This window comes from Polaribacter sp. (assembly GCF_051251875.1).
Taxonomy (GTDB): Bacteria; Bacteroidota; Bacteroidia; order Flavobacteriales; family Flavobacteriaceae; genus Polaribacter.
Genome location: NZ_JBPOGL010000026.1, coordinates 1 through 12851 on the forward strand (window position 1 = coordinate 1; position 12851 = coordinate 12851).

Annotated in this window: 11 protein-coding genes; 10 read left to right on the forward strand and 1 reads right to left on the reverse strand. The window is 31.1% G+C overall.

All coding sequences use genetic code 11. The features are described 5' to 3' along the window. The first annotated feature begins 144 nt into the window (after window positions 1–144). The 10 genes from ACSHW5_RS11785 (at window position 145) to ACSHW5_RS11830 (ending at window position 11910) form a co-directional block, all read left to right on the forward strand. A complete protein-coding gene (locus ACSHW5_RS11785; RefSeq protein ID WP_435676337.1) occupies window positions 145–582 on the forward strand; it encodes a MarR family winged helix-turn-helix transcriptional regulator in 438 nt (145 codons plus the stop codon). Between the two features lie 58 nt (window positions 583–640). After that, window positions 641–1510 carry a pirin family protein gene (locus tag ACSHW5_RS11790; RefSeq protein WP_435676338.1) on the forward strand — a complete coding sequence of 290 codons (870 nt, stop codon included), beginning with the start codon at window positions 641–643 and terminating at the stop codon, window positions 1508–1510. Between the two features lie 195 nt (window positions 1511–1705). Beyond that, window positions 1706–2413, forward strand: coding sequence for a pirin family protein (locus ACSHW5_RS11795; protein ID WP_435676339.1), 708 nt, complete (start codon window positions 1706–1708; stop codon window positions 2411–2413). A gap of 117 nt (window positions 2414–2530) precedes the next feature. After that, on the forward strand, window positions 2531–4555 hold the full coding sequence (locus ACSHW5_RS11800; protein ID WP_435676340.1) for an FAD-dependent oxidoreductase: 2025 nt from the start codon (window positions 2531–2533) through the stop codon (window positions 4553–4555). Window positions 4556–4647: 92 nt separating this feature from the next. Continuing rightward, window positions 4648–5226 (forward strand): hypothetical protein, encoded by a 579-nt coding sequence (locus ACSHW5_RS11805; protein WP_435676341.1) that lies wholly within the window; start codon window positions 4648–4650, stop codon window positions 5224–5226. 381 nt (window positions 5227–5607) lie between these two features. After that, window positions 5608–5790 (forward strand): CAL67264 family membrane protein, encoded by a 183-nt coding sequence (locus tag ACSHW5_RS11810; protein ID WP_435676342.1) that lies wholly within the window; start codon window positions 5608–5610, stop codon window positions 5788–5790. Between the two features lie 93 nt (window positions 5791–5883). Further along, window positions 5884–7575 carry an energy-dependent translational throttle protein EttA gene (gene ettA / locus ACSHW5_RS11815; protein WP_435676343.1) on the forward strand — a complete coding sequence of 564 codons (1692 nt, stop codon included), beginning with the start codon at window positions 5884–5886 and terminating at the stop codon, window positions 7573–7575. A gap of 172 nt (window positions 7576–7747) precedes the next feature. Then, window positions 7748–9685: a cytochrome c biogenesis protein CcdA gene (locus tag ACSHW5_RS11820; protein ID WP_435676344.1), complete on the forward strand. Its 1938-nt coding sequence runs from the start codon at window positions 7748–7750 to the stop codon at window positions 9683–9685. 41 nt (window positions 9686–9726) lie between these two features. Continuing rightward, window positions 9727–11223: an aminotransferase class V-fold PLP-dependent enzyme gene (locus tag ACSHW5_RS11825; RefSeq protein WP_435676345.1), complete on the forward strand. Its 1497-nt coding sequence runs from the start codon at window positions 9727–9729 to the stop codon at window positions 11221–11223. A 78-nt stretch (window positions 11224–11301) separates the two neighbouring features. Beyond that, window positions 11302–11910 (forward strand): alpha-ketoglutarate-dependent dioxygenase AlkB family protein, encoded by a 609-nt coding sequence (locus ACSHW5_RS11830; protein ID WP_435676346.1) that lies wholly within the window; start codon window positions 11302–11304, stop codon window positions 11908–11910. Window positions 11911–12143: 233 nt separating this feature from the next. Here the strand turns inward: ACSHW5_RS11830 and ACSHW5_RS11835 are convergent, their stop codons facing one another. Further along, a complete protein-coding gene (locus tag ACSHW5_RS11835) occupies window positions 12144–12851 on the reverse strand; it encodes a LytR/AlgR family response regulator transcription factor (RefSeq protein ID WP_435676347.1) in 708 nt (235 codons plus the stop codon).

Sequence of the window (12851 nt, forward strand, 5' to 3'; positions counted from 1 at the left end):
TTACTGATTACTGATTACTGATTACTGATTACTGATTACTGATTACTGATTACTGATTACTGATTACTGATTACTGATTACTGAACACTGAACACTGAATACTGAACACTGAACACTGAACACTGAACACTGAATACTGAATATATGGGAGATATTTCTAAAGACATAAAATCGAAGTTTACAAGTAACAAAATAAAAGCGTTAATCAATATAAAATACACAGCAAACTGGTTAAGCAGTAAAGAAAATGAGTTCTTTAAACCTTACGGTATTTCTCCACAGCAATTCAATATTTTAAGAATTTTACGTGGCGCAAAAGACAAAATTAAGGTTCAAATTGTAAAAGACAGAATGATTGAAAGAGCACCAAACGCTACTCGATTGATGGATAAATTATGTGATAAAGATCTCATAGAAAGAGAACGTTGTGAGCATGATAGAAGAGTTGTATTTGTGAAAATTACACAACAAGGTTTAGACGTATTGGCTACTATTGATGATCATAAACATTTTTCTTTTCTAGAAAATTTAACGGAAGAAGAAGCGGAAGTGTTAAGCAAACTTTTAGATAAAATTAGGTAGAAAAAATTTACATAAATATTTTCCATGGAAAATAAGTGAAATGCAAATAAAATAAATTATGAAAAATTTAAAAAAAATACAACATAAAGTAACAAGTCCGTTGGTAAACATGGGCCCCATAAAATTGCGTCAACCCATACCAACAGAAGGAATAGAAAATGTAGATCCGTTTTTATTATTACACCATTACGGACCTTATGCAATTTCAGAATTTAACAATCCGTTTGATTTAGGTCCGCATCCTCACAGAGGTTTTGAACCCATAAGCTTGCTTTATAAAGGAGAGCAATTACACAGAGATTCTCTAGGTAATGAAATGGTTGTAAAAGCTGGTGGCGTGCAATGGACAACCGCCGGACGAGGAATTATACATGCAGAAGCACCAACCAAAGAATTTGTAAAAAAAGGTGGAGACTTAGAAGGCATTCAGCTGTGGTTAAATCTTCCTGCCAAGGATAAAATGATTCCTCCAAATTATCAACATTTAGAAGAAAATCAAATTCCGAAACTATTTTCAGAAGATAAAAAAGTACAAGTAAATATTGTTGCCGGAAAACAAAAGTTACAAGTTGGTCTTATTAAAACGCAAACCAAGGTAAATGTGTTTACGGCAAAGGCAGCAGAAGGAGGAACGCTATCGTTAGAAATACCAGAAACCCATCAATCCTTAATTTATTTGTTAGACGGAGAAATTTTGGTAAACAATTCTGAGGTTCTTAAAAAAGGCGAAAACCAAATGGTAACCTTTCACCAAGACGGAAATTTAATAGAGTTTACCGCTACAAAAGAAAGTACGTTGTTAATTCTTTCCGGAGAACCAATTCAAGAAAAAATTACACAATACGGGCCTTATGTGATGAATACGCAAACCGAAATTTTAGAAGCAATGCGAGATTATAATCAAGGAAAAATGGGGTATTTATATTAGGGCGTTACCTAAAAAGGTCGGGCTTTTCACTATATCTTTTTTCTTCTGTTCTCGATACAAATTTTTCATTCTTCAAAATTCACTCGAACTGACAGAAAAAAGGATGTCGTTTCAATCCCTAACGCAAAAAAGCAACCGTTAGCAAATATCATTTAGTTCATACCCATAAATAAAGTGTTTAAAATTAGAAAAATTATGAAAAAAATAATTCACAAATCAGCAACAAGAGGTTTTGCAAATCATGGTTGGTTAAAATCACATCATACCTTTAGTTTTGGCAATTATCAGAATTCAGAAAGAATGAATTTTGGAATGTTACGTGTTTTAAATGATGATGTAGTTCAACCAAAAATGGGTTTTGGAACGCATCCACATAAAAATATGGAAATTATTTCTATTCCAATTTCTGGTGCATTATCTCACAAAGATAGCATGCATAACCAAAGAGCTATAGAGGTAGGCGAAGTACAAGTAATGAGTGCTGGTACAGGTTTAACGCATTCAGAATTTAATGATAGTAAAACGGACGCAGTAAATTTTTTACAACTTTGGATTATTCCAGAAGTAGAAAATGCAACACCGTATTACAATCAAAAAATGTTTGATAAAGCAGATAGGAAAAATAAAATTCAGGTGTTAGTTTCACCAAAAGATAAACAAATAGAAGGCTCTTTACCCATCAATCAGCAAAGTATTATTTCTATGATAGATGTAGACCCAGGGTTTAATACTGAATATCAACTTAAAAAAGGCGCTTATTTTTTCTTAATTGAAGGAGAAATTTCTGTAGAAAATGAAATGCTAGAAAAAAGGGACGCTATTGGAATTACAGATACAAACAACGTTTCTATACAAGCAATAAAACAAAGTAAGTTATTAGTGATAGATGTTCCTATGCATTAAACTTATTGTTTTTACATTTGTAAAAGCCAAAGAATCAATTTCTTTGGCTTTTTCTTTTCAAAAAATAAGCATATCTTGCAAAGTGCTATGCATGCATAGTAAATTTAAATAAGAGATATGAAATACAAACATATATTTGAACCCTTAGATTTAGGTTTTACTACCTTAAAGAATAGAATTTTAATGGGTTCTATGCATACAGGTTTAGAAGAAGAAAAAAATGGTATTGATAGAATTGCTGCGTATTATGCAGAAAGAGCTAAAGGAGGAGTTGGCCTCATAGTAACTGGCGGAATTTCTCCTAACATACAAGGTTGGACAGCACCTTTTTCTTCAAGAATGTCTACAGTAAAGCACGCTAAAGAACATCAAAAAATAACAACAGCTGTACATAAAGAAGGTGGTAAAATTTGTATGCAAATTTTACATGCTGGCCGTTATGGTTATCATCCATTTAATGTTGCACCATCAAAAATTAAATCACCAATAACACCTTTTAAACCTTTTAAATTAACAAAATCGGGAATTAAAAGAACCCTTAAAGATTTTGTAAAATCAGCAAAATTATCAAAATTAGCGGGATATGATGGTGTAGAAATTATGGGGTCAGAAGGCTATTTAATCAATCAATTTATTGCAAAAAGAACCAATAAAAGAACAGATGATTACGGAGGAGATTATAAAAACAGAATGCGTTTGCCCATTGAATTGGTAAAACAAACAAGAGAAGCTGTTGGGTTAGAATTTATAATTATCTACCGCTTATCCATGTTAGATTTGGTAGAAAACGGATCTTCTTGGCAAGAAGTTGTACAATTAGGAAAAGAAATAGAAAAAGCAGGCGCAACCATAATTAATACAGGAATTGGTTGGCATGAAGCAAGAATTCCTACAATTTCAACTTCAGTTCCTAGAGCAGCTTTTACTTGGGTAACCAAAAAAATGAAAGAAGAATTATCGGTTCCTTTGATAACTACTAACAGAATAAATATGCCAGAAACGGCAGAAAAAATATTGGCAAACGGTGATGCTGATATGATTTCTATGGCGCGTCCTTTTTTGGCAGATCCTGAATGGGTAAATAAAGCAGCAGCTGATAAAAGTGATGAAATAAATACTTGTATTGGTTGTAATCAAGCGTGTTTAGATCATGTTTTTCAACAAAAAGTAGCAAGTTGTTTGGTAAACCCAAGAGCTTGTCATGAAACTGAATTGGTGTATTCTAAAACCAACAATCCGAAGAAAATAGCAGTAATTGGCGCGGGACCCGCAGGTTTGGCTGCGGCAACTATTGCTGCAGAAAGAGGTCATGTAGTAACTTTGTTTGATGCAGACAAAGAAATTGGTGGTCAGTTTAATATTGCAAAACAAATTCCGGGTAAAGAAGAGTTTTATGAAACCTTACGCTATTTTAACAAACAAATTGAAATTCATAAGGTAACCGTAAAATTAAACACAAGAGTTGCTGTAGACGATTTTAAAGATTCGGATTTTGATGAAATTGTTATTGCAACAGGCATAAAACCAAGAACATTAAACATAGAAGGTATTAATAACCCAAAAGTTTTGAGTTATATTGATGTATTAAAATTGAAAAAACCAGTAGGAAAACGCGTTGCCGTAATTGGTGCAGGTGGCATTGGTTTTGATGTTTCAGAATATTTAACGCATGAAGGAGAATCTACATCCTTAAATATTGATGCTTGGTTAAAAGAATGGGGAATAGATAAAACCTTAGAAGCAAGAGCCGGAATTGAAAATATAAAGCCGGTATTTGAGCCATCTCCAAGAGACATTTTTATGTTTAAAAGAAGCAAAGGAAAATTTGGTGGTAACTTGGGGAAAACCACAGGATGGATTCATAGATCAACCTTAAAAAAGAAAAAAGTACAATTTATAAGTGAAGTTTCTTATACAAAAATAGATGATGAAGGTTTGCATTTTACTCAAAATGAAGAAGAAAGATTATTAAAAGTAGACAATATTGTAATTTGCGCAGGCCAGGTTCCATTTAAAGAATTGTATCAACCTTTACTAGATGCAGGTAAAAAGGTGCATGTTATTGGAGGAGCAGATTATGCAAGTGAATTAGATGCGAAACGTGCTATTAATCAAGGAGCAAGATTGGCGGCGGCTCTGTAATTTTTTTATTCTAACTTTAAAATAGAATTCAGCAAGTTTTTTACGATTTTTACATCTAAATAGAAAATACAACTCTAAAAATAAAAACAATAATGAAGAACATCTTTTTTATATTCATATCTTTTTTAACCATTAATCTCTTTGCACAACCACCTGGAGGAGGAGGAGGTAGAAGATCGCAAGGCGGAAATCAAGAATCAAGTCAAGCTAAAGAAGTACAGAAGTTTAGTGCAAACGATGTTGCAGGTATTTTTTATTATGATATTGATGATGTTATAAAAAAAGTAAAAGTTAAAGATACCGATAAGCAGTATTCTCTAAAAAAAGCACTGAGAAATTATAATTTTAAAGTAAAAGAAATTTCATTTTTAAATTCTATAAAATTTTCTGATTTAGATGTTTTTGTGAATTCAATGTCTAAAGGAAAAGATAGCGAGTCTAGAAAGGAAATGAGAAAAAAAGTTGAGGAAGCTATTCGGCCTGTTAGAGATAGTATTCATGAACATGAAAAAGTGTTAAATGAAATTTTAGAGGGGTTGCTGTCTGAAAAACAAACTAAAAAATGGTTAAAATATCAAAAGAAAATGAAACAAAGTTTAGAGCCAGAAAAACCACAAAATAATAATAGAGCAGGTTCTAATTCAAATGGTGGCGGAAGGAGAAGACAATAAGTTGAATAAAAAAATCTATGGAAACATAGATTTTTTTTCACTTAAAAAATAAAATTTATTATGAAAATGTTTTCTCTTGAAGAAATAACATCTCGGATAAGCAGTGAATAAATTGGGTTTTACAATGATGAAATTCATGCTTCTTATCAACTTGAAAACGCCGTTAACAGTAAGTTTATTTTAATAGGAAATTCTAAAAAAAAAAAGATAGCGGACTTCAAAAATAATTCAATTTCTAAAATTTGAATGACAGAACAATAGGCATCATAACGCTTACAACTTTTTAAACTCTGTAGTGCAAAGACTTTTTTAGTAAATCTATAACGCAACAGTATCAAATAAATAACGATATTTGCCAATCAAACTAACTAATTAAGAATTATGGGAATGAATAAAAATACTGTGTTGGGATGGGCAACAATGTTAATGTTATTAATGGGAATTGTACTAATTTTAATGGGTGCATATAGATATGAAGATGTAGCTGGTTGGGGTTTTGCAACAGTTGGAATTGGTTTTTTCTGTATCGCCTGGGTATTTAATGCTTTAAAAGGAAGAGTGTAAAACCGTAAACAGTTTTAGTTTACCGTTATAGTTTAGATTTTAAGTAGTTGCTTAGAATCATTTAATTTTTCAATTTTTTAATATATATTACAAATGAGCGACGATAAGAAAGTAATCTTTTCGATGAATAAGTTGTCTAAAACTTATCAATCTACAGGAAAACAAGTTTTAAAAGATATTTATTTAAGCTTCTACTATGGAGCAAAAATTGGTATTCTAGGTCTAAACGGATCTGGAAAATCAACCTTATTAAAAATTATTGCAGGTGTAGAAAAGAATTATCAAGGAGATGTAACCTTTGCACCAGGTTATAAAGTTGGATATTTAGAACAAGAACCACAGTTAGATCCAGAAAAAACAGTTTTAGAAATTGTAAAAGAAGGAGTTGCAGAAACAGTTGCAATTTTAGATGAATACAATAAAATAAACGACATGTTTGGTTTAGAAGAAGTGTATTCTGATGCCGATAAGATGGAAAAACTAATGAACCAACAAGCTGAATTACAAGACAAAATTGATGCAGCAAATGCTTGGGAATTAGATACCAAACTAGAAATTGCCATGGATGCGCTAAGAACACCAGATTCTGATAAGAAAATTGGTGTACTTTCTGGTGGTGAGAAAAGACGTGTTGCCTTGTGTAGATTATTATTACAAGAACCAGAAATATTGTTATTAGATGAGCCTACCAACCACTTAGATGCAGAATCTGTACACTGGTTAGAGCATCATTTAGCACAATATAAAGGAACTGTAATTGCGGTTACGCATGATAGATATTTCTTAGATAATGTTGCTGGTTGGATTTTGGAGTTAGATAGAGGAGAAGGAATTCCTTGGAAAGGAAATTACGCTGCTTGGTTAGATCAAAAATCTAAGAGAATGGCGCAAGAAAGCAAAACGGCTTCTAAACATCAAAAAACATTAGAAAGAGAATTAGACTGGGTTCGTCAAGGAGCAAAAGGTCGTCAAACAAAGCAAAAAGCACGTTTGAAGAACTATGACAAATTAATGAGTCAAGACCAAAAACAAGTTGATGAAAAATTAGAAATATACATTCCTAATGGTCCACGTTTGGGAACAAATGTAATTGAAGCAACTGGTGTTTCTAAAGCTTTTGGCGATAAATTGTTATATGATAATTTAGAATTTAATCTTCCGCAAGCAGGAATTGTAGGTATTATTGGTCCCAATGGAGCTGGTAAAACTACTATTTTTAAAATGATTATGGGAGAAGAAAAGCCAGATGCGGGTAGTTTTGCAGTGGGTGAAACTGCTAAAATTGCGTATGTAGATCAGGCACATTCAGATATTGATCCAGAAAAAACTATTTGGGAAAATTTTTCTGACGGACAAGATTTAGTAATGATGGGAGGTAAGCAAGTAAATTCTAGAGCTTATTTAAGTCGTTTTAATTTTTCTGGAAGTGAGCAAAATAAGAAAGTAAATACCCTTTCTGGAGGTGAGCGCAACAGATTGCATTTAGCCATGACTTTGAAAGAAGAAGGAAATGTTTTGTTATTAGATGAGCCAACAAACGACTTAGATGTAAATACATTAAGAGCCTTAGAAGAAGGTTTAGAAAATTTTGCAGGTTGTGCAGTAGTAATTAGTCACGATAGATGGTTTTTAGACCGAGTTTGTACACATATTTTAGCTTTTGAAGGGAATAGTGAAGTGTATTTCTTTGAAGGAGGTTTTTCTGAATATGAAGAAAATAAAAAGAAACGTTTAGGCGGAGATTTAATGCCAAAACGAATTAAATATAGAAAATTAATTCGATAGTATTTTATCGATAAATGAACATGATTATGTTTAAATAATTAATTTACCATATAGAAAAATAGGGATTTTTATCTATGTTTTTATATGGTAAATTTTTAAAAATAAATTGTCAAAATCAAGAATAAAAACAATTTATTTATAGTTTATCCATCTTGATTTTAAAATAAAAAGTATGAAAAAAATATTCACCATCCTGTTTTTAACATTCAGTTTAGGTATATTTTCTCAAATATTAGATCCCATAAAGTGGGATACTTCAGTACAAAAGGTATCGGAAACAGAATACATTCTTGTTACAAAGGCAACATTAGAAAAAGGATGGCATTTGTATTCTCAAAATGTACCGGAAGATGGTCCTATACCAACTTCATTTACCTATGATACTTCTAAAAATGATTTTAAGCTAATTGAAAATACTTTAGAAGAAACAGGCGTCACTATAGATGATCCTGTTTTTGGTATGGTTATTAAGTTTTTTGAAAAAGAAGCAGTTTTTCAACAAAAAATTAACATCTTAAAAAACAGTACAGAGATAAAAGGAACTGTTTTTTTTATGGTGTGTGATGATACCCAATGTTTAGCACCAGAAGAGATAGATTTAGTTTATAATTTACAAAATGTAAGTACAGTAACGGATAGTTTTCAATCAGATTCTAACCAAAATGAAGAGGAGGATAAAAATTTATGGGCTATTTTTATAGTAGCGTTTTTATCTGGTTTTGCGGCATTATTAACACCATGTGTGTTTCCTATGATTCCTATGACCGTTAGTTTTTTTACAAAACAAAGCAAGTCTAAATCTGCAGGTTTTAGAAATGCTATTATTTATGGGGTTTCAATAATTATTATTTATGTTTTATTAGGGGTTTTTGTAAGTTTAATTTTTGGGGCAGATGCTTTAAATGCTTTATCTACAAATGTCTGGTTTAATGTTGTGTTTTTTCTTTTACTTGTGGTTTTTGCTGTTTCCTTTTTAGGTGCTTTTGAAATTATGTTGCCAAATTCTTGGGCTAATAAAGTAGATTCACAAGCAGATAAAGGTGGTTTAGTTGGTATCTTTTTTATGGCGTTGGCATTGGCCATTGTTTCATTTTCTTGTACTGGACCAATTGTAGGAACTTTATTGGTACAAGCTGCAGCTGGTGGAAGTCAAATAGGTCCTATTGTAGGAATGCTTGGTTTTTCTTTAGCCATTGCGTTGCCTTTTGCTTTATTTGCGGCTTTTCCGGGTTGGTTAAATTCATTACCAAAATCTGGTGGTTGGTTAAATACAGTAAAAGTAGTTTTAGGATTTTTAGAATTGGCATTGGCTTTTAAATTTTTATCAAATGCAGATTTAGTATTAGACCTACATTTATTAGAAAGAGAAGTTTTTATTGCTATTTGGATCGCTATTTTTGGCACATTAGCCTTATATCTTTTTGGTAAAATACAATTACCACATGATTCTCCCAGCAAACATATTTCCGTTGGAAGGTTAAGTTTAGGATTAATTTCATTGAGCTTTACATTGTATATGTTACCAGGATTATGGGGAGCTCCTTTAAATTTAATTAGCGCGTTTCCGCCACCGCAACATTATAGCGAATCTCCTTACGGAGTAGGTTTTATGAAAGTTTCAAGCGCTCAAAATCATTCAAATTCAGATATTCCCGAAGGAGCGCATTTAATGGCGCCACATGATATTTTAGCATTTAATGATTACGACAAAGGTTTAACTTATGCAAAAAAAGTAGGCAAACCTGTAATGATAGATTTTACAGGAAAAGCCTGTGTAAATTGCAGAAAGATGGAACAAAACGTTTGGGTAAAACCAAAAGTGCTAGATATATTAAAAAATGATGTTGTTTTAATTTCTTTATATGTTGATGATCAAAGAAAATTAGAAGACGATGAAATTGTAGACTCTAAATTAAAGCCAGGTAAAAAGTTGAAATATATTGGTCAGAAATGGAGTGAATTGCAAACAATAAAATACAAAACAAATTCGCAACCTTTTTATGTTTTAATGAATCATAAAGAAGAAAACCTCATAAAACCAGTTGCGTATACACCTAATGTAGACACGTATTATAATTGGTTAAAAAAGGGAATAAAGAGTTTTAATTAGTTATTTTTGAAAGAATAGTAACCATAAAAAGTGTATCAATTATGATTTCTTCAAAAGATTCTATAAAAAAATCAGATTTAGAACAGCATTTTTCTGAGTTTAGAAAGCATATTGTTGGCATCAATCAAACTTTTCAATCTCCGTATGGAGAACAACAATTAGTATATACAGATTGGACCGCAAGCGGAAGATTGTATAGACCTATTGAAGAGAAATTACTAAATGATTTTGGTCCATTTGTAGCAAATACGCACACAGAAACTTCAACTTCAGGTGCTGCTATGACTTTGGCGTATCATGAAGCCAGAAACATTATAAAAAGGCATGTAAACGCTAATAAGAATGATGTTTTAATAACTTCTGGTACAGGAATGACAGGTGTTGTAAATAAGTTTCAACGAATATTGGGCTTAAAAATTTCTGAAAATTTAAAAGAACACACCAACATTCCGGAAGCTATAAAACCTATTGTGTTTATCTCTCACATGGAGCATCATTCTAATCAAACATCTTGGTTAGAAACCATTGCAGATGTAGAGGTTGTGCCTTGTAACGATGAGGGTTTACTTTGTTTAAAAGAATTTGAAAAAGCTTTTAAAAAACATGAACATAGACCGCTTAAAATTGCTTCTATTACGGCCTGTTCAAATGTTACTGGTATTAAAACCGATTTTCATAAAGTTGCAGCACTTATTCATAAATACAATGGTTTGTGTTTTGTAGATTTTGCTTGTTGTGCACCTTATGTTACAATAGATATGCATCCAGAAAATGAAGATGAATATTTAGATGCTATTTTCTTTTCTCCACATAAATTTTTAGGAGGACCCGGAACTTCTGGAGTTTTAGTTTTTAATAAAAAACTATATAAAAATATGGTGCCAGATAATCCTGGAGGAGGCACAGTAAGTTACACAAATCCTTGGGGACAACATGATTATTTTGATGATGTAGAAACAAGAGAAGATGGTGGAACACCCGGCTTTATGCAAGCAATTAAAATTGCACTTTCCATTCAGTTGAAAGATAAAATGGGCATAAAAAACATTAAAAATAGAGAAGACCAAATAAATAAAATACTTTTTAAAACCTTAGAAAGTCTTCCTGGCGTTTATATTTTAGCGCCTAAACAAAAAAATAGACTTAGTATTTTTTCTTTTTATTTTGAAAAATATCATTTTAATCTGGTTGTAAAATTACTAAATGATAGATTCGGAATTCAAACAAGAGGCGGTTGTTCTTGTGCAGGAACTTATGGGCATTTTTTATTAAATGTAAATCAAGAGACTTCAAATAGAATAAAAGACGAAATTTTACACGGTTGTAATACCGATAAACCAGGTTGGATTCGCTTGTCTATTCATCCAACAATAACAGCAGAGGAAATTCAATTTATTTGTACATCGTTACAAGAATTATCAGAAAACATTCATACATGGTCTAAAGATTACGAGTATGATGCTATTAAAAATGATTTTGCACACAAAACAATTGCGCCTATTGAAAAAGAATTGGTAAAGAAATGGTTTTCCTTATAATAGGGCTGCGTTGTTCTTTATTTTTATAGGAAATGTAACCAATGAAATTAAAATTGTGCAATCTCTTTAATATAACAAATGGACTTATTTTCTTCAGAAAGAATCATCAATATTTTACCTTTTGATGGAGTAACAAATTACCACGGAATTATACTTTCTAAGGCACAAACATCTTTTTATTATCAACAATTATTAAATAATATTCTTTGGAAAAATGATGAAGCAATTATTTTTGGTAAAAAGATAATTACCAAGAGAAAAGTAGCCTGGTATGGAGAATCTGAATTTTCCTACACCTATTCTAAAGTAACAAAAACGGCAACTATATTTACCAAAGAATTATTAGAATTAAAAGAAATTGTTGAAAAGGAAAGTGGAGAAACGTATAATTCTTGTCTTTTAAATTTATATCATTCTGGTGCTGAGGGAATGGCTTATCATTCCGATGGAGAAAAAATGTTAAAGAAAGATGGCGCAATTGCATCTTTATCTTTAGGAGCAACACGTAAATTTTCTTTTAAACATAAAGAAAACAATCAAAGAATAGATGTGGTTTTAGAAAATGGTAGTTTATTGGTGATGAAAAAAGGGACACAAACCAATTGGTTACACAGATTACCGCCTACAAAAAAAGTAAATTCTCCAAGAATTAATTTAACATTTAGAAGTATCATGATAAATGATTGATTTAAGCCAATTTTGTTTCATGTGTAAGAATAAATAAAAATCAATATGTTTTCTTGAGAACTCTAAAAAATTATCAACCATAAATAATTGTTTGAAGTGTTGTTGTTAAATCCAAACAGAGAAATTATATAAACTATTTGGTTTTCTAGAGGATTAAAATTCTACAAAGATTTATGTAATATTTACACATTTTTCAACAACTTTTACACCTTAAAATAGGATTAAAACCTTTATTAATTGTCAATTTTTTTGATGAATTCGTCTCTATAGTTAAGGCCAATTGGTATCCAATTATCATCTATAATAATTCTATTTCTTTGCACAGAATAAATATGTTTTAATGAAACAATAAAAGATTTATGCACGCGTATAAAATTTGTTTTGCCTAATTTTTCTTCAAAATTCTTAAGACTACTTAATGTTAAAATTGGTTTTTCTCTATTGGTGTGAATTTTAATATAATCCTTTAAAGATTCTATATATTTTATATCGGCTAAGTTTATTTTTAAATTCTCATATTCAGATTTCACAAAAATAAATTCTGGACATACTTCTTGAGTTACCACTGTGGTTTCTTCTTCCTTTTTTGATTTTAATAAATTTTGGGCTCTTGTAGCTGCTTTTAAAAAACGATGAAAAGGGATGGGTTTTACAAGGTAATCTATTGCATTTAGGTTAAAGCCTTCTACAGCATAATGCGAGTACGCGGTAGTAAAAATAAACATGGGTTTGGTGTCTAATGATTTTATAAAATCGATTCCAGAAATATCTGGCATTTCTATATCTGTAAAAATGAGATCTATTTGATGTTCTTGTAAAATGGTACTTGCTTCAAAACTGTTAGAGCAAGAACTTACCAATTCTAAAAATGGCACTTTAGATATAAAGTCTTCTAATAATTCAAGAGCTAGCGGTTCATCATCAATAATTATACACTTCAT

What these genes read in the sequence shown, in the direction of transcription:
- ACSHW5_RS11785 (WP_435676337.1), top strand. Translation starts at nt 145, where the DNA reads ATGGGAGATATTTCTAAAGACATAAAATCGAAGTTTACAAGTAACAAA.
- ACSHW5_RS11790 (WP_435676338.1), top strand. Translation starts at nt 641, where the DNA reads ATGAAAAATTTAAAAAAAATACAACATAAAGTAACAAGTCCGTTGGTA.
- ACSHW5_RS11795 (WP_435676339.1), top strand. Translation starts at nt 1,706, where the DNA reads ATGAAAAAAATAATTCACAAATCAGCAACAAGAGGTTTTGCAAATCAT.
- ACSHW5_RS11800 (WP_435676340.1), top strand. Translation starts at nt 2,531, where the DNA reads ATGAAATACAAACATATATTTGAACCCTTAGATTTAGGTTTTACTACC.
- ACSHW5_RS11805 (WP_435676341.1), top strand. Translation starts at nt 4,648, where the DNA reads ATGAAGAACATCTTTTTTATATTCATATCTTTTTTAACCATTAATCTC.
- ACSHW5_RS11810 (WP_435676342.1), top strand. Translation starts at nt 5,608, where the DNA reads ATGGGAATGAATAAAAATACTGTGTTGGGATGGGCAACAATGTTAATG.
- ettA (WP_435676343.1), top strand. Translation starts at nt 5,884, where the DNA reads ATGAGCGACGATAAGAAAGTAATCTTTTCGATGAATAAGTTGTCTAAA.
- ACSHW5_RS11820 (WP_435676344.1), top strand. Translation starts at nt 7,748, where the DNA reads ATGAAAAAAATATTCACCATCCTGTTTTTAACATTCAGTTTAGGTATA.
- ACSHW5_RS11825 (WP_435676345.1), top strand. Translation starts at nt 9,727, where the DNA reads ATGATTTCTTCAAAAGATTCTATAAAAAAATCAGATTTAGAACAGCAT.
- ACSHW5_RS11830 (WP_435676346.1), top strand. Translation starts at nt 11,302, where the DNA reads ATGGACTTATTTTCTTCAGAAAGAATCATCAATATTTTACCTTTTGAT.
- ACSHW5_RS11835 (WP_435676347.1), bottom strand. Translation starts at nt 12,851, where the DNA reads ATGAAGTGTATAATTATTGATGATGAACCGCTAGCTCTTGAATTATTA.